Annotated in this window: 14 protein-coding genes; 8 read left to right on the top strand and 6 right to left on the bottom strand. The window is 65.6% G+C overall.

Translation table 11 applies throughout. From position 1 onward, the window contains the following. Positions 1–17 precede the first annotated feature (17 nt). A complete protein-coding gene (locus ASF16_RS10675; protein ID WP_056166249.1) occupies positions 18–2,306 on the top strand; it encodes a xanthine dehydrogenase family protein molybdopterin-binding subunit in 2,289 nt (762 codons plus the stop codon). A gap of 174 nt (positions 2,307–2,480) precedes the next feature. Here ASF16_RS10675 and ASF16_RS25430 read toward each other — a convergent pair whose 3' ends face one another. Then, positions 2,481–5,468 (bottom strand): TIGR03032 family protein, encoded by a 2,988-nt coding sequence (locus ASF16_RS25430; protein ID WP_082516848.1) that lies wholly within the window; start codon positions 5,466–5,468, stop codon positions 2,481–2,483. A gap of 85 nt (positions 5,469–5,553) precedes the next feature. On the opposite strand from ASF16_RS25430, the gene ASF16_RS25425 reads away from it, so the two are divergent. Continuing rightward, the gene (locus ASF16_RS25425) at positions 5,554–7,101 is read left to right on the top strand and encodes a CSLREA domain-containing protein (RefSeq protein ID WP_162241069.1); all 1,548 of its coding nucleotides are present in this window, start codon (positions 5,554–5,556) and stop codon (positions 7,099–7,101) included. A gap of 224 nt (positions 7,102–7,325) precedes the next feature. Further along, positions 7,326–7,880 carry an NTP transferase domain-containing protein gene (locus tag ASF16_RS10655; protein ID WP_056166226.1) on the top strand — a complete coding sequence of 185 codons (555 nt, stop codon included), beginning with the start codon at positions 7,326–7,328 and terminating at the stop codon, positions 7,878–7,880. A gap of 134 nt (positions 7,881–8,014) precedes the next feature. Here the strand turns inward: ASF16_RS10655 and ASF16_RS10650 are convergent, their stop codons facing one another. Both ASF16_RS10650 and ASF16_RS10645 read right to left on the bottom strand, forming a co-directional pair. After that, the gene (locus ASF16_RS10650; protein ID WP_056166223.1) at positions 8,015–8,542 is read right to left on the bottom strand and encodes a superoxide dismutase family protein; all 528 of its coding nucleotides are present in this window, start codon (positions 8,540–8,542) and stop codon (positions 8,015–8,017) included. Positions 8,543–8,667: 125 nt separating this feature from the next. Then, complete coding sequence (locus ASF16_RS10645) at positions 8,668–9,261, bottom strand: gamma-glutamylcyclotransferase (RefSeq protein ID WP_056166218.1); 594 nt, start codon at positions 9,259–9,261, stop codon at positions 8,668–8,670. Between the two features lie 129 nt (positions 9,262–9,390). On the opposite strand from ASF16_RS10645, the gene ASF16_RS10640 reads away from it, so the two are divergent. Continuing rightward, complete coding sequence (locus ASF16_RS10640; RefSeq protein WP_056166216.1) at positions 9,391–9,942, top strand: OmpA family protein; 552 nt, start codon at positions 9,391–9,393, stop codon at positions 9,940–9,942. A 151-nt stretch (positions 9,943–10,093) separates the two neighbouring features. Here the strand turns inward: ASF16_RS10640 and gloA are convergent, their stop codons facing one another. Together gloA and ASF16_RS10630 are read right to left on the bottom strand one after the other, a co-directional pair. After that, on the bottom strand, positions 10,094–10,507 hold the full coding sequence (gene gloA, locus ASF16_RS10635) for a lactoylglutathione lyase (protein ID WP_056166212.1): 414 nt from the start codon (positions 10,505–10,507) through the stop codon (positions 10,094–10,096). Then, on the bottom strand, positions 10,504–11,055 hold the full coding sequence (locus tag ASF16_RS10630) for a PaaI family thioesterase (protein ID WP_082516846.1): 552 nt from the start codon (positions 11,053–11,055) through the stop codon (positions 10,504–10,506). The genes gloA and ASF16_RS10630 overlap by 4 nt, the downstream gene beginning before the upstream one ends. An 82-nt stretch (positions 11,056–11,137) precedes the next feature. Here ASF16_RS10630 and ASF16_RS10625 point away from each other — a divergent pair, with 82 nt between their 5' ends. Genes ASF16_RS10625 through ASF16_RS10610 form a run of 4 tightly spaced genes read left to right on the top strand, consistent with a single transcriptional unit; the run spans position 11,138 to position 14,900 of the window. Further along, on the top strand, positions 11,138–11,620 hold the full coding sequence (locus ASF16_RS10625) for a MarR family winged helix-turn-helix transcriptional regulator (RefSeq protein WP_056166208.1): 483 nt from the start codon (positions 11,138–11,140) through the stop codon (positions 11,618–11,620). After that, positions 11,610–12,890, top strand: coding sequence for an MFS transporter (locus ASF16_RS10620; protein ID WP_056166205.1), 1,281 nt, complete (start codon positions 11,610–11,612; stop codon positions 12,888–12,890). The genes ASF16_RS10625 and ASF16_RS10620 overlap by 11 nt, the downstream gene beginning before the upstream one ends. Before the next feature lie 55 nt (positions 12,891–12,945). Further along, positions 12,946–13,470, top strand: coding sequence for a MaoC family dehydratase (locus ASF16_RS10615; protein ID WP_082516845.1), 525 nt, complete (start codon positions 12,946–12,948; stop codon positions 13,468–13,470). Further along, positions 13,467–14,900 (top strand): MATE family efflux transporter, encoded by a 1,434-nt coding sequence (locus ASF16_RS10610; protein WP_056166203.1) that lies wholly within the window; start codon positions 13,467–13,469, stop codon positions 14,898–14,900. The genes ASF16_RS10615 and ASF16_RS10610 overlap by 4 nt, the downstream gene beginning before the upstream one ends. A 127-nt stretch (positions 14,901–15,027) precedes the next feature. Here the strand turns inward: ASF16_RS10610 and ASF16_RS10605 are convergent, their stop codons facing one another. Beyond that, entirely contained in the window at positions 15,028–15,831 is an 804-nt protein-coding gene (locus ASF16_RS10605; RefSeq protein WP_056166198.1) for an SDR family NAD(P)-dependent oxidoreductase, read from the bottom strand. Positions 15,832–15,917 lie beyond the last annotated feature (86 nt).

The raw sequence follows: 15,917 nt of genomic DNA, 5'->3' as shown, positions 1-15,917 counted from the left end.
CACCGAAGGAGAACACCATGCATTTCGACCCTCAAGTGGTAGAGGCAGCGCGCAGCAGCATGCCCAAGAACCTTCTGGCGCTCATGGACAGGGCGCAAGGCGCTACTGATTCAGGAGCAGACGACGCCATCGACGGTGCCGGCGGCTTTGCACGCCGCACCTTCCTCAAAGTCACCGCAGCCTCTGGGTTTGCGCTGGGCGCCTTCCCGCTGGCAGCCACCGCGCAGGGTGCGCCAGCTGCGGCACCCGCCGGGCTCAAGCCCTTCGAGCAGCCCTCGGCCTTCGTGCGCATCGATGCCGACGGCATCGTCACCGTCACCATCAACCGCCTGGACTTCGGCCAGGGCGTGCAGACCGGCCTGCCCATGATCCTGGCCGAAGAGCTGGACGCGGACTGGTCCAAGGTGCGCAGCGTGCATGGAGACGCCAACCCGGCCTATGTGGACCCGGCTTTCGGCATGCACATCACCGGCGGCTCCGGCTCCATCAAGAACTCGTACACCCAGTACCGCGAACTGGGCGCGCGCACCCGGGCCATGCTGGTCGGCGCCGCTGCCGCGCAGTGGGGTGTGGACGCATCGGCACTGCGCACCAGCAACGGCTTTGTGGTCGGCCCCGGCGGCAAGAAGCTGGGCTACGGCGCGCTGGCCGAGGCCGCGATGAAGCAGCCCGTGCCCGAGAAAGTGGTGCTCAAGGACCCCAAGCAGTTCCGCCTGATCGGCAAGCCCACGGGCCGGCTCGACGCCAAGGCCAAGTCGAGCGGCCGGCAGGACTACGGCATCGACGTGCGCCTGCCCGGCATGCTCACCGCCGTGGTGGCGCGCCCACCGGTGTTCGGCGCCCGGCTCAAGACGCTGGACGACTCGGCGGCCAAGGCCGTCAAGGGCGTCAAAGCCGTGCTGCGCGTGCCCACCGACCGGGGCGGCGAAGGCGTGGCGGTGGTGGCCGATGGCTACTGGGCTGCCAAGCAGGGGCGCGATGCCCTGAAGGCTGAATGGGACAACAGCGGCGTCAAGCCCACCGACTCCGCGCAGCAACTGGCGCAGTACCGCGAGCTGGCCGCCAAGCCCGGCCTGGTCGCGATGCAGGCCGATACGGCGCCATTGGCAGGCTCATCGCACAAGATCAGCGCCGAGTTCGTCTTTCCGTACCTGGCGCATGCGCCCATGGAGCCGCTCAACTGCACCGTCAAGCTCGACGGCGATAAAGCTGAGCTGTGGATGGGCACGCAGATGCCGGGCCTGGACGCCATGGCCGCTGCCAAGACGCTGGGGCTTGAGCCGCAGAACGTCAAGGTCCACACCCAGATGGCCGGTGGCGGCTTCGGCCGCCGCGCCATCCCCACCAGCGACTACGTGGTGGAAGCCTGCGGCGTGGCCAAGGCCGCACGCACGGCGGGCATCACGGCCCCGGTGCGCACGCTGTGGAGCCGCGAGGACGACATCAAGGGCGGCTACTACCGCCCCATGCACGTGCACCGCGCCGAGATCGGCTTCGACGCGCAGGGCAAGATCCTGGCGTGGGACCACACCATCGTCGGGCAGTCCATCACCAAGGGCTCACCGTTCGAGGCCTTCATGGTCAAGAACGGCATCGACGCCACCGCCATCGAGGGCATGAAAGAGCCCTACAACGTGCCCATGAAGCTGTCGGTGCACCACCCGGACGTCAACGTGCCCGTGCTGTGGTGGCGCAGCGTGGGCTCCACCCACACCGCCTACGCGATGGAGACACTGATCGACGAAGTGGCCCGCACCACCCAGCAAGACCCGGTGGCCTACCGCCTGGCCCTGATGGGCGACAAGCACCCGCGCCACAAGGCGGCGCTGCAGCTGGCCGTGGCGCAGTCGGGCTACGGCAAGAAGAAGCTCGCCGCCGGCCGCGCCTGGGGCGTGGCGGTGCATGAGTCGTTCCAGTCCGTGGTGGCCTATGTGGTCGAGGCGTCGGTCAAGGACGGCACCCCCAAACTGCACAGCGTGACCGCGGGCGTGCACTGCAACCTGGTGGTCAACCCCAGGAGCGTGGAAGCGCAGGTGCAGGGCGGTGCGCTGATGGGCCTGTCGATGTGCCTGCCGGGCGCGGCCATCACCCTCAAGGACGGCGTGGTGGAGCAGAGCAATTTTGGTGACTTCGCCGTGCCGCGCATCACCGACATGCCCCAGGTGGCCGTGCACATCGTGCCTAGTGCCGAGCCGCCCACGGGCATGGGCGAGCCAGGCCTGCCACCGCTGGCGCCGGCGTTCGCCAACGCGGTAGCGCGGTTGACCGGGAAGACACCGAGGGCGTTGCCGTTTCAGCTGGCGTGAGAGGGCCCAAGCGCCGGGCCGGGAGCGAATAGGCGGCCGAGTCTTTCGGGCGTCAGGTGGCCGCGCGCCCGGCGCGCCGCCCTTTGTCCAAGGTGCGCACGCTGGACAGGCGGAGGGACACGCCGCCGCCCCCGCGGCTGGATTCAGCCGCCTGCCCCGTGCGCGTTCGCCATCTCAGTCCCTCGCCACATCCTTCATGGCCTCGTCCGACAGGACGAACGAGCCGCCAATGACATCGGCATCGGGCTCCAGCACCTCGGGGTAGCGCAGGTCGGGCAGTATCTGGATGTCGAAGATCTCCTGCACGATGCCCTCGAAACGGATAAAGCCCACCGTATTGCCGGTATTCAGGTCAATGACCCAGACGCCACAGCTACGCTCGTCAGGCTTGAGGCGCTGGCTCAAGGCAATGCCGTCGAACACGCTCTCGCGCACCTGGGACAGTCCCACGAAGGCCAACGAACCATGCATGGCCAGGCCGCGGGTAAAGCCGGGCATGTGGGCGACGGTTTGTGTTTTTCCGGTGGCCGGATCGAACGTGATGAGCGTGCCTTTGGCGCTCTCGAGCAACCACCATTGGCCGTTATGCCAGCGCGGGGAGTGCGGCATGCCAAGGCCTTGGGTGACGATTTCGTTGCTGGCGATGTCCATGACGATGCCGCCTTGGGCTTTGTGGTGCCGCCAGCCTTCAGGGGTGTTGGTGCTGCCCAGGGCCGTGACCAAGGTGGGGGTGCCATCGCGCATCCCCAGGCCATTGAGGTGGCATCGGTCTTCGGCCGCCAGCGCGGTGACAAACGATGGTCGCCAGCGCGGCACAAAGCTGTGGTCGCGATCGAGCGTGCACAGCGCCGAAAACCGGGTGTTGACCACCCATAGTTCTCCACCCGCATCAAAAGCCAGCTCATGCACTCTGATGTCGCCAGTGACGTGCATGTTGCGCGGTATGAAGCAGCCGTCGTGCTTGTTGGGGTGCAGACGGGAGGCGACGTCGGGCATGTTTCGGTAGTCCCAGACGGCTTGCAGCGTGCCGATGGCCAAGCGGTTGCCGTCATAGGCCATGCCCATGGGACTGGGAAAGTAGGTCAGGTGGGTGTTGAGCTTCGGGCCATCTGCACGCAGGGTGATGAGGCGGCCGCTTTGGTACGTGGTCACCAGCAGCGATGCGCCCAACTCATTGAGCAGTTGCGGCAAGGATGTGGTGTGAACGCTGCGAAAGTCCTGGTGGTCGTGCGGCTGGGCGGGGGCGGCGCTGGGGGCGGGCGTTGGCATGGGGTGGGCAGTGGCCGGGTGGGGGCCGGCGGCAGGCATGGGAGCGGGAGCGACGGGCGCCACCGGCGTAGGGGGGCGGCGCAGGGGCTCGTGGGCAAACAGTGCCCGGGCGCGCTCGGCAGTGGCCGAGACCAGGTGCATCAGAGGCTCGATTTCGGTGGCGTTGGCTCGCCATTTGTCGGGGTTGGCTGGCGTGAGGGTATGCCGCGAAGGCGGCAGCGGTGCGGTCAAGTTGCGATCCCACGGCAAGCGAACGAACTGGCTGAGCCTGCGCACTTCTTGCTCCGGGTGAGCCACCAGTTGGTCGTAGCTGGCCACGCACCAGCTGTCGGGTGGCAGCGTCTGCAGGTCATCCAGCACGGTGCGGGTAATGGACTCCCATTGGCGCACGGCAACCTCTGCCGTGGACATGCCAGCCATGTCACGCCATCCTTGTACCAAAGCCAGCGACCAAGGTGTGCCGCGCCAGCCAGGCAAGTCGTAGGTGACAAAGTGCCCGGAGCGCCAGGCGTCCAGCATGCTGCTGATGGTGGCGCGTTCATCGCGGTACAGGTAGATGAACATGGCATCCGGAAACATGGCGCGCAAAAAAGGAATGCGCAGGCTGTTTTTCGGGGTTTTTTCCAGAAACCGAAAGCTATCCCGGTCCGCCGTGGGCCGCCCTTCGCGGTCATGGGCAGCGGTGGCAAATCGGGATGCAAGCTCCTGCATCACCTCGGGGGTGGCATCTGCGCTGCCCAGTTGGTTGGAGTGCCATTGGTGGGCGGCGGGATGCAGCGCCTCGATGCCCTCGATCAGTGCATGGCTCTCACCGCCGATGGAGAACACGTCCTTCGCCTGGCTCAGCGTCTCAAACAGCAGCGACGACCCTGAGCGCGGAGACGAAACGATGAAAACGGGCCGGTCGAATCGCGTCTGGGCGCCGCGCACCGACGGCACCACCCGATCGGCGAGATCGGTGTTGAGGGCGGGTGCCAGTAATATCTGCTGCACCGCGAACGCGCCGTCCACCCCGTTGGAAAGCGTCACGCTGCTGCGCAGTCGGCCCATCCTGTCGCCGGTACTTTCCAGCAGATCGGCATAGGCGCGCCAACCCGAAGGGGCTGACTGGTGCCGGTCCCAGAGCTGCCGCCATTGGTCGAAAAAACCGGCCACTTCGGCACGCAGGGCTTCGCCCGAATTTGTGCTGGGCAGCTCGGCCTGGATGTTTGCAAACAGCGTTTGCTGCTCTGCAGGCGACATCACCACAGGAAAATTGTCGACCTCATGCCAAATTTTCGGATGGGCGCCGGGCTCGAAGGCCACCGTGCGGACCGGGCCCATGGCTGGCGCTTGCGGATCCGTGGGGCGGCCGCCTTGCGCGAGCAGTGCCGACAGTGCCGCCGAACCCGTGGTGTCGATCACCAGGTGGATGCGCTGCAAGTGGGTGGGATTGATGACGTTGTGCTCCCGCCAGGTATCGAACACCCAGGCTTGACCGGCTGCCATGTGCAACGCTTGGCCGCCGCAGATAAATTGCACCGCAGGATCGGTCACGATGGGCACATGCACGCGCATGTGCTGCTGCCAGTAGTAATTGACATCCACATGCAAGCTGGCCTCGGCCCGGCCATCAATGCGCATCAGGCGGGTGCGGCCGATGGGGGCTTGCAGTACCGACATCACTTGTCGCAGGTACGGGCAATCAAGCAGTTGCGGCGTGGGTTGCATCACCCCTTTGACACCGTTGTTCAGAGGGTCGCCCTCCACAGCCATCAGCGGCAAGGCCGCATTGCCGGCGTGCCCTTCGGGGTGTGGCTGCCACGCCACTTCGGGCAGGGCGCGGATCTCGCTGGCCAAGCGGGCCGCATCGAAGGCCAGGGGGAGTCGGATGAATTCTGTGTTCAGGCGCATAAGGGTCAGGCACCGGTTACTTTCGTGCCCATTGTTCGTAGAATCTGGCCAACAGCAAAGTTAGCATCACTAAGGGATGAGGGATATGGCGGTATACCTGACACAGGGTGGTGCATGGGATCGTAAGTCCGATGCAAAACGGACAGGAAAAAGCGCGGTACTGGCTGCGGGCGCGGCGCTCGCAGCCATGGGCGGGCACGCATCGGCAGCGGTCATCGAAGTGGATTCTCTGGCTGACGATGTCACGGCAGGCGACAACTTGTGCACGCTGCGCGAGGCGGTGAACAATGCCAACACCAACAGCGACACCACCGGGGGAGATTGCGTTGCAGGCGCGGGCACCGACACCATTGACCTGTCTGCGTTGACCGGCACCATCACATTGGGTGGTACCCATCTGCGTCTTACCGATTCGGTCACGGTGCAAGGACCCACGACAGGGACACTGAGCATCAATGGCAATAGCACTTCCCGCATTTTTTATGTCAGAAGTGCCGGTGTAAACGTCACCATCAGCCGTCTGACGCTGACGGCGGGTAGAAATAGCAGTGGCGCTGCTATTCGTTTTGAGCAATCGGGAAGCTTGACGATCGACCAGTCCGTCATCACGGGCAATGTGTCGACCAGCAAAGGTGGCGCGCTGTTTTTCAGATCCAATGCAGGTGGGGTCAACATCAGCAACACCAGGGTCAGCAATAACACCGCAACTTCTGGTGGCGCGGGATTGTTTTTGTATAACGTAGCTGGCTCCAGCAGCATCACCAGTTCCACGATTTCAGGAAATTCCGGCGGATCTCGGGGCAGCGGCATCTTTTTGTATAAAATTAATGCGCCATTGACGATCAGTGATACTACGATTTCCGGTAATAGCAACGCCAATGGTCGTGGTGGTGGCGTGTTCTTTTATAAATCGTCCGCACTTGGCACACTGACCGTTGATCGTTCGACGATCAGTGGTAACACTGCAGGCCAAGGGGGCGGCTTCTTTTTTTACAGAACCAACTCCACGTTGCGTCTGGAAAATACCACCATATCGGGTAACGCCGCCAATGCGGGAAAGGGTGGCGGCATTTATTTGAAGGGTTCTTTTGGCGGTAGCCAGTTGACCGACATACGTTCCTCCACGCTGGCATCCAACACGGCGAGCACATCGGGGGGTAATCTCGACGGAGGGAACAGCGCCAACACCATCAACATCACGAATTCCATATTTGCTGGTGGCACCGCGCCGACGGGCCCCGATATCAACACGGGAAACGCCACCATCAATATGAACTACTCGCTGCTGCAAAGCACATCGGCCGCTGTGGTGGTGGGTGGCAATAATATCGGTAACGTGGACCCCCAATTAGGATCGCTGGCCAACAATGGTGGCGCCACGCTCACACGCTTGATTGCCAGTACGAGCCCGGCACGCAATGCAGGCTCAAACACGTTCGTGACCGTGGCTTCAACCGACCAGCGAGGATTGACGCGCATCGTGGGCGGCACCATCGATATGGGTGCGGTGGAGATTCAACCCTTTGTACCAACCGATACTGCCAGCAAGATTCCTACTTTATCGCAATGGGCTTTGGTGCTGCTGGCGACCTTGCTGGCGTGGTTGGGCATCCGCCGTTATCCAAAGGTCTAAAAGGCCACTCGGGCGCATTGGCGGGCGGCGCTTACGGTGGCGTGCCTTGGGGAAAGTTGAGGCAATCGAGCAGGCCATTGGGGCCGAAGCCTGAATTGACCAAGCGTGCGTAGATCACTGGCGCTCGCAAGCGATGGGCCATTCATTGCTGCGTTGCTTCGCATTTTCTGCCGTACGGGAAACTGGCGAGAACATCTTTTTCGATCCCACAGGCAATTGCGTCCATGCGACACCACCTTCCCACGGTCCTGATCCTCGCCTCCGGCCGGGGCGAACGGTTTACCGCATCGGGCGGCGCGGTACACAAGCTGCGCGCGCCCTTGGGCAGCACTACCGTGCTGGAGCACACCCTGGCTGCCGTGCGGGCCAGTGGTTTGCCTTGGCATGTGGAGGACGAGGGCCACCCCGGCATGGGCGATTCGATTGCAGCGGCGGTGCGCGCGACGGCAACGGCGCCGGGTTGGCTGGTACTGCCCGGAGATTTGCCGCTGGTGCTCCCCGAAACGCTAAGTTCCATCGCCGCCGTCTTGGCGGACTGCGCCGTGGCGGTGCCGGTGCACCAGGGCAACCGCGGCCACCCCGTGGGTTTTGCCGCCGAATGCCTGTCTGGACTGCTGGCCCTGGCGGGAGAGCAGGGCGCTGCCAGCGTGGTGCTCCATCAGGCGCAGCAAGAAAGAGTGCGTTGGCTGGAAGTGGAAGACGTAGGCACGGTGACGGACATCGACACCGTGCAGGATCTGGCGCGCGCCGAAGGCCTGCTGGCGGCGCGCCGGACCTGAGGGCTCCCCAAAAAGCAAACCCGCCGGCCGATGCATTGGGGCGGGTTATGGCCAGCGCAACGGCGGGCAAAAGCTTTGCAGGCAGGCAGGCGGGCGGATCGGTGCGGCTCCAGCGCCCTGCCTGCGTGCGACCGTTACTTGGCCGCGATCACGGCACAGGCCAGGCGGGGGCCGGCGTTGCCCGTGGGCTGGGTCTTGTAGTCGTCGGGGTCGCGGTGCACGATCAGGCCCTTGCCCACGATGTCGTTGGCGGTGCTGCCCACGCGGATGGTGCGCGACTCGAAGCTGAAGGTGGCCACGCCGTTGGCGTCGGCATTGAGGCTGGGCAGGTCGCCCGTGTGGTGCTCGCCCGCGCCGTGGTGGCCGTGGGGCTTGCCGCCAGGGTTGAAGTGGCCGCCGGCGCTCATGCCGTCGCCGCTGGAGCAGTCGCCTTTTTCATGGATGTGAAAGCCGTGCTCGGCACCCGCCTTGAGGCCACGGATTTCGCCGGACACCTTCACCACATCGCCGGCTTGCACGAACTTCACCGTACCGGTGGTGGTGCTGCCGCGCGTGGGCTCCAGCGTGGCGCTGGCCGTGGGGCCGGAGGAATAACCGGCGCAGCCCATCAGGGCGGCAGCGGCGATGAGGGACAGAACTCCGGCTGAACGAACATTTTTCATGGGTCAGGCTCCTTGGCTGAGGGGTGAGAGACCGCCGCATTGTGCACCCGCCGCGCCGCGCCGCGCCGCGCCGCAGGACACGGCGCCGTCCGCACATGCTGCCGAGGCACCCGATGCCAAAGCGTCTAAGCCTCTTTGCGGGCCAGTGCAATCAACTTGGCCAAGGCGCGGTCATGGATACCGTGCCTGCGCAGCTCGTCGTACGTGGCCTGGGCGTAGTCCCGCGTGGTGCCAAAACGCCCGCAGGCCTGCTCGAAGATGCGGCAGTACTCTTCGTCAGGCAGCTCGCCCGTGTGGTTGGGGCTTTTGCGCGACAGGGTGAAGGCCAGCGCCTGCACGGTGCCCTGCGGTGTGCGGCAGGGCAGCCAGCGCGGGTCGTACACGGCGGTGACCATCTCGCGCTGCCACAGGTTGATGAGCACCTGCCGCGCCTGCGCCTTGTCCACCCGGAACACCATGCCCCGGCAGCTGCCGCCGGACAGCATGCCGAACACCAGCCCTGGGCACTCGGGCGTGCCGCGGTTGATGCGGCTCCACATCTTGAGCGCCCGGTGCCAGCCGTGCACGGTGGCCGGGCGGCGCTCGGTGAAATCGAAGTCGGGCCGCCAGATCAGCGAGCCATAGCCGAACACCCACAGGTCGGTGTCGCCGCCCCACTCATCCAGTGCACGCTCCAGCATGGGAGCCGGGTCGCGAAGGGGCGCGGGAAGATTCGTCATGGGAGCACTTTACAATTGAAGGCTTTGGTGCGGCATGCCAGGGTCTTGTACCCGCCACAGACAGTGCAGCGGCATGGGCACACCGGACCTTTTTCAACATCAATCAACATCACGACTGCGGGAGTTTTCATGTCCAGTTCCGACGACGATAGCCAAGAACGTTTTGCTTTGGGTTTCCTGTTTGCGCTCATCGCGCTGGTGATCTCTGCCGTGGTCGGCACCGTGGTGGTCAAGCGCGTGGGCGCTGCCGGTGCCGCCAAGCCGGTGGCGGTGGCAGCAGCAACCTCGGCTGCACCTGCCGCACCCGCTGTTGCAAGCAACGCGCCAGCGGCCCTGGTCGCTGACGATGCGGCCAGCGTGCGGGTGGACAACGGCGTGGTGAAGTTCTACTTTGCCAGCGCCAAGGCCGACCTGGCTGTCGGCGCCAACGAAGCGCTGGCCGACGTGGTCAAGGGCGTGGCCGAGGGCAAGAAGGCCGTCGTGTCGGGCTTTCACGACGCCACGGGCGACGCCGCGCTGAACGCCGAACTGGCCAAGCAACGCGCCTTTGCGGTGCGTGATGCCCTCAAGGGCCTGGGCGTGGCCGACGACAAGATCGAGCTGAAGAAGCCCGAAGAAACCACGGCCAGCGGCAACAACGCCGAAGCCCGCCGCGTGGAAGTGGCCCTGAGCGCGCAGTAATTCAGCGGCGGTCCACCGCCGACCCAATGAAAAGCCCGGCAATGCCGGGCTTTTTTACGGGCGCTCAATGGGCCACTGAATTGAATAAAAACTGGCTCTACCGCCTGTCTGGCAAGCGCTGCCAGCTATTAGTTCAATAGCAACCGCCAATTCATCGCAGACCACCGCCTGCCGAACCCTCGGCCCTTTGTATCAATTCAATTTTGTACCCGTCCGGGTCCGTGACGAAGGCGATGACCGTGGTGCCGCCCTTCACGGGGCCCGCTTCGCGCGTCACGTTGCCGCTGGCTGCCTTGATCTTCTCGCAGGCCGCATAAGCGTCTGGCACGCCCAGGGCAATGTGGCCGTAGGCCGTGCCCAGGTCGTAGCTCTCGGTGCCCCAGTTGTAGGTCAGCTCGATCTCGGCCTGGCCGGGGTTGCCGCCGTCAAAGCCCAGAAAGGCCAGCGAGTATTTGTACTCGGGGTTTTCGGACTGGCGCAGCAGTTGCATGCCCAGCACCTGGGTGTAGAAGTCAATCGAGCGTTGAAGGTTGCCAACGCGCAGCATCGTGTGGAGGAATCTCATGCCTTCGATTGTGCCGGCAGATCAAAGACCAAGCAGGTGGTGGTGGCGTGGGCGTACAGCGTGCCGTCCGGGCCCACCAGGCGGGCTTCGGCCGTGGCCAGTTGGCGGCCGCAGTGGATCACCCGGCCTTCGGCGCGCACGCGCTGCACTTTGGGCGTGAGGGCCTTGACCAGGTTCACGCCCAGCTCGGCGGTGGTGTAGCCGCGGCCGGGCAGCATGCGGGTGTGCACGGCGCAGCCCAGGGCCGAGTCCAGCAGGGTGGCAAACCAGCCGCCGTGCACGGTGCCCATGGGGTTCAGGTGGGCCGGCCCCGGCGTGCCCTGGAAGACGGCCAGCCCTTCGTCCACCTCCATCAACTGGAAGTCCAGCGTGCGGGCGATGGGCGGGTAGGGCAGCTCTCCGCGCAGCATGGCCTGCATCATCTGCAAACCCGTCAAGCCCGCCACCTGGTCGGGGCGCGAGACGCCCGGTCCCACGCCGGCCTCCAGCCGGGCGGCGATGTCGCGTTCCTGGGCGAGCCATTGTTCAAGCTGGTTGTTCTGCGTCATAGGTACGGTGCCTTGGATGGGAGTGGGGTGAAAGCCAAACGAATAACTTGCATATGCAATTATTGCAGATACAATTTATAGCATGCAAGCTGAAATCACTCCACCCGAAGCTGTCGCCGGTGCGCTCCCCCAGGGCTGCACTAACTTCAAACTGCGCCAGCTGATGCGGCGGGTGGCGCAGCACTACGACACCGAGATGGCGCGGTGCGGCCTCAAGACCACGCAGTATTCGCTGCTGTCGCATGTGCTCAAGCTGGGGCCGATTCGCCCGGGGGATCTGGCCGCGGCGATGAAGATGGACGCCTCGACGCTAACCCGCAACCTGCGCCCGCTGGTCGATGTCGGCTGGGTCACGCTCGAAGCTGGGGCCGATGCACGCAGCCGGCTGGTGCACATCACCGATGCCGGCCGCGACAAGCGTGCCGAGGCCCAGCGCCACTGGAAGGCCGCGCAACTGGCGCTCAACGACACCCTGGGGGCAGGGCGGGTGAACGCGCTGCACGCCTTGGTCGACGATTCCCTGGCCCTGCTGGCCAGTGCCCAGGAGCCCGGCGATGACCAATGACACCCGTAACACCGCCCCCGCAGGGTCCGCACGCGCTGCTGCGCCCGCGCTGCCCTTGTCCCTGTGGCTGGTGCTGCTGGCCGCAGCGGGCGCCTTTGCACTGACCATGGGCACGCGCCAGACGATGGGCCTGTTCCTGTCGGCGCTCAACACCTCCACCGCGCTGGGCATTGGCAGCATCAGCCTGGCGTTTGCGTTCGGCCAACTGTGGTGGGGGCTGACCCAGCCCTTTGCGGGTGCGGTGGCCGACCGCATCGGTACCGGCCGCGTGATCCTGCTGGGCGTGGCGCTGGTGGCGCTGGGCACTTTCATCACGCCCTACATGACCACGACCGTCGGCCTTATCTTCGCCATTGGCGTGCTGGCCGCGGGCGGGGCAGGGATGGCGGGGCCGTCGGTGCTGATGGCCGCCACCTCACGCCTGGTTCCGGCCCACCAGCGTGGCCTGGCCACCGGCATCGTGAACGCGGGCGGCTCTTTCGGCCAGTTCATCATGGCGCCCATCGCCATCAGCCTGACCGCCGCGCTGGGCTGGGCCAGCGCCATGCAGTGGCTGGGTGTGCTGGTGCTGCTGGCGCTGCCAGCGGTGTGGGTGCTGAAGGGCAACTCCAAGGCGCTGGCCGCACAGGCCGCTGCCGCGTCGGGCCAAAAGGCATTGACCGCCCGCGAGGCCGTGGCCCAGGCGCTGGCCACGCCGAGCTACCGCTACCTGGCCATCGGATTCTTGGTGTGCGGCTTTCATGTGGCCTTTCTGGCCACGCACCTGCCCGGGGTGATTGCTGCGTGCGGATTGCCGCCGCAAGTGGGCGGCTGGGCGTTGGCCGTGATCGGCCTCTTCAACATCGTGGGCAGCCTGGCGATGGGCTGGGCCGTGGGGCGCTGGCGCATGAAGTCGCTGTTGTCGCTGCTGTACGCCGTGCGCGGCTTGGCGGTGCTGGTGTTTTTGTTCGCGCCCAAGACGACCCCTGTGGTGATGATTTTTGCGGCGGTGATGGGCGTGACGTTCCTCTCCACGGTGCCGCCCACCGCGGGCCTGGTGGCCAAGATGTTTGGCACCGCCAACATGGCGATGCTGTTTGGCGTGGTGATGCTCTCGCACCAGATCGGCGGCTTTCTGGGCGCGTACCTGGGCGGCAGCGTCTTCCAGGCCACCGGCAGCTACGACTGGGTCTGGTACATCGACATCGCCCTGGCTGCAGGTGCGGCGCTGGTGAACCTGCCCATCCGCGAGGCCCCGCTGGCGCGCAGCCCTGCAGCTGCTGCGGCCTGAGCCAAGCCGAGCCAAGCCATTTCATCCGTTGATCCTTAGCTGAAAGCAAACTGCCATGACAACCACCCTGGCGGCAGCCGCCGCATTGCCCGACTCCACACAACCCCAACCCCTGCCGCTGTACCTGGACGACCTGGCCGTGGGCGACCGCTTCACCAGCGGTGAACATGCCATGGACGAAGCCCAGATCAAAGCGTTTGCAACCCAATTCGACCCGCAGCCTTTTCACCTGGACGAGGCCGCGGGCCGCGCCACGCTGTTCGGCGGCCTGGCCGCCAGCGGCTGGCACACAGCGGCCATCACCATGCGCTTGCAGGTGACCACGGGCCTGCCGATTGCCGGCGGCATCATCGGCGCCGGGGCAGAAATCAGCTGGCCGCGACCCACCCGCGCCACTGACGTGCTGCACGTGGTGAGCGAGGTGCTGGAGATCCAGCCGTCCCGATCCAAGCCCGACCGCGGCATGGTCACCGTGCGCAGCGAAACCCGCAACCAGCAGGGCGATGTGCTCCAGCTGTCCACCGTGCGCATCGTGGTGCCGCGCAGGCAGGTGGCAGTGACCCCGGGGGCGGCTTCATGAGCAGCGCAGCCACGGCGCCAGCCGCGCCCGCGCCGCTCGACGTACGCACCCGCATGCTGCTGGAGGCGCCCATTGCGCCCACCTTGCTGCGCCTGGCCATGCCCAATGTGCTGGTGATGCTGGCGCAGGCGGGTGTGGGTCTGATCGAAACCTATTTCGTGGGTCAACTGGGCACCGATGCGCTGGCGGGCATGGCGCTGGTATTCCCCGTGGTCATGCTGATGCAGATGACGTCGGCAGGCGCCATGGGCGGGGGCATTGCGTCGGCCATTGCGCGGGCGCTGGGGGCGCGCCGGCGTGACGATGCCGATGCGCTGGTGCTGCACGCGCTGGCCATTGCGGCGGTGTTTGCGCTGGTGTTCACGGTGGCGGTGGTGGGAGGAGGGCGCTGGCTGTACACCCGCATGGGTGGCACCGGCGGCGCGCTGGAGGCTGCGCTGATCTACTCCAACTGGGTTTTCGCTGGGGCGTTTCTGGTCTGGCTGTTCAACACGCTCTCGGCCGTGATCCGCGGTACCGGCAACATGGCGGTGCCCGCGTATGTGACGGTGCTGGGCGCGGTGGTGCTGGTGCCGCTGTCGCCGTTGCTGATCTTTGGCTGGGGCCCTGTGCCGGGCCTGGGCATTGCAGGCGGCGCCATCGCGCTGATGGCGTACTACGCCGTGGGCAGCGCCGTGCTGGCCGCCTATTTGTGGTCGCCGCGCAGCCTGCTGCGGCCGTCGTTGGCGCAGATCCGGTTTCGCTGGGCACTGTTCAAGGACATCTTGCGGGTGGGCCTGGTGGGAACGGTGTCCACCGTGGCTACCAACCTGGCGATCGGCGTGACGACGGCGCTGGTGGGCGGTTTCGGCACCGCAGCCATCGCGGGCTACGGCACCGCGTCGCGGCTCGAGTATTTGCTGGTGCCGCTGGTGTTCGGCCTGGGCGCACCGCTGGTGGCCATGGTCGGCACCTGCATCGGCGCGGGCCAGCGCGAGCGGGCCCTGCGCGCCACCTGGATCGGCGCTGCCATCGCGTTTGCCATGGCCGAGGCCATCGGACTGTGGGCCGCCGCCTTCCCGGGCACGTGGTTGCGGCTATTCAACAGTGACCCGGCCATGCTGGAGGCCGGTGCGCTGTACCTGCGCACGGTGGGCCCGGTGTACGGGTTCTTCGGGCTGGGCCTGGTGCTGTACTTTGCCTCGCAAGGGGCAGGGCGCCTGTTGTGGCCGGTCATCGGCAACATCGCCCGGCTGGTAGTGGCGGTCACGGGTGGCTGGCTGGCCTTGCGCTGGGGCGGCGGGTTGACCGCCGTGTTCGCCGCGCAGGGCGTGGCGCTGGTGCTCTATGGGTTGATCAACGCCTGGGCCATTGCGGGCGGCGCCTGGTTCGGCCGGGTGGGATGGCCACGCAGCATGTCGGGCCTGCTCAGCCGCGTGCCGCAGGGCTGAATCGGTTTGCACAGGGCTGCGCAGGGTCCGGGTGGTGCCGAATTGGCCTAAAAACAGGCCCTACCGCGCACTAGGCTTGCGCTAGCAGCTATTGATTTGATAGCTACTGGTGCAGCGGGTCTTAGCGTTACACCGGCACGGTGTAGTTCAGCGTCATCCGCCCGCCATCCACCGTGACGATCTCACCTGTGACGTAACTGGCCGCGTCACTCGCCAGCCAGGCCACCACATCGGCAATTTCCGACGGCTCGCCCAGCCGCTTCATGGGCGTGCGGCTCAGGATCTTGTTCTTGGCGTCATCGCTGGTCAGCACGGCCTTGGCAGCCAGCTCGGTAGCGATGGTGCCCGGCGCGACGGCATTCACGCGGATGTTCTTGTCCGCCAGTGCCAGGGCCATGACGCGGGTCAGCTGGTTCACGCCGCCCTTGCTCACGTTGTAGCTGGAGATGCTGGGAATGGTCAGCACGCCGTTCACCGAGCTCATGTTGACGATGGACCCGCCGCCGGATGCCACCATGGCCCGCGCCACGGCTTGGCCCACCAGGAAGGAGCCCTTGAGGTTGACGCGCAGCACAGCGTCGAAATCCGCCTCGGTCACATCGAGAAAGTCCGCAGCCCTGAAGATGCCGGCGTTGTTCACCAGCACGTCGATGCGCCCGTGGGCGGCCAGCACCTGTGCCACCAGGGCGTCCACCTGGGATTTTTCGCCCACATCGCAGTGCACGTACAGCACACCCAGTTCCTGCGCCAGCGCCGCGCCACGAACATCGTCCACATCCACAATGACCGGCTTGGCGCCTTCGGCCGCGAACCGCCGCACGCAAGCCTCGCCAATGCCTTGCGCGCCGCCCGTGACGATGCAGACACGGCCCTGGTGGCCGAAGTGAATTTTGGATGGGTGTGCAGGAGCGGGCTGGGAAGTTATGGTCATGGCTTGATGGTAGCGGTGATGGCACGAGTCCAGACAGTTGGCGGTGAAGTCAGATGCATCATGTTTTACTTTATACGATGTATATT

The organism is Acidovorax sp. Leaf78, from assembly GCF_001422735.1.
Taxonomy (GTDB): domain Bacteria; phylum Pseudomonadota; class Gammaproteobacteria; order Burkholderiales; family Burkholderiaceae_C; genus Acidovorax.
The sequence above is the reverse complement of the archived record's forward strand: the minus strand, read 5'-3'. Positions and strand labels throughout refer to the sequence as shown.

What these genes read in the sequence shown, in the direction of transcription:
- ASF16_RS10675 (WP_056166249.1), top strand. Translation starts at nt 18, where the DNA reads ATGCATTTCGACCCTCAAGTGGTAGAGGCAGCGCGCAGCAGCATGCCC.
- ASF16_RS10620 (WP_056166205.1), top strand. Translation starts at nt 11,610, where the DNA reads ATGACCAATGACACCCGTAACACCGCCCCCGCAGGGTCCGCACGCGCT.
- ASF16_RS10645 (WP_056166218.1), bottom strand. Translation starts at nt 9,261, where the DNA reads ATGACGAATCTTCCCGCGCCCCTTCGCGACCCGGCTCCCATGCTGGAG.
- ASF16_RS10640 (WP_056166216.1), top strand. Translation starts at nt 9,391, where the DNA reads ATGTCCAGTTCCGACGACGATAGCCAAGAACGTTTTGCTTTGGGTTTC.
- ASF16_RS10625 (WP_056166208.1), top strand. Translation starts at nt 11,138, where the DNA reads ATGCAAGCTGAAATCACTCCACCCGAAGCTGTCGCCGGTGCGCTCCCC.
- ASF16_RS10610 (WP_056166203.1), top strand. Translation starts at nt 13,467, where the DNA reads ATGAGCAGCGCAGCCACGGCGCCAGCCGCGCCCGCGCCGCTCGACGTA.
- ASF16_RS10615 (WP_082516845.1), top strand. Translation starts at nt 12,946, where the DNA reads ATGACAACCACCCTGGCGGCAGCCGCCGCATTGCCCGACTCCACACAA.
- ASF16_RS25430 (WP_082516848.1), bottom strand. Translation starts at nt 5,468, where the DNA reads ATGCGCCTGAACACAGAATTCATCCGACTCCCCCTGGCCTTCGATGCG.
- ASF16_RS25425 (WP_162241069.1), top strand. Translation starts at nt 5,554, where the DNA reads ATGGCGGTATACCTGACACAGGGTGGTGCATGGGATCGTAAGTCCGAT.
- ASF16_RS10650 (WP_056166223.1), bottom strand. Translation starts at nt 8,542, where the DNA reads ATGAAAAATGTTCGTTCAGCCGGAGTTCTGTCCCTCATCGCCGCTGCC.
- ASF16_RS10630 (WP_082516846.1), bottom strand. Translation starts at nt 11,055, where the DNA reads ATGACGCAGAACAACCAGCTTGAACAATGGCTCGCCCAGGAACGCGAC.
- ASF16_RS10605 (WP_056166198.1), bottom strand. Translation starts at nt 15,831, where the DNA reads ATGACCATAACTTCCCAGCCCGCTCCTGCACACCCATCCAAAATTCAC.
- gloA (WP_056166212.1), bottom strand. Translation starts at nt 10,507, where the DNA reads ATGAGATTCCTCCACACGATGCTGCGCGTTGGCAACCTTCAACGCTCG.
- ASF16_RS10655 (WP_056166226.1), top strand. Translation starts at nt 7,326, where the DNA reads ATGCGACACCACCTTCCCACGGTCCTGATCCTCGCCTCCGGCCGGGGC.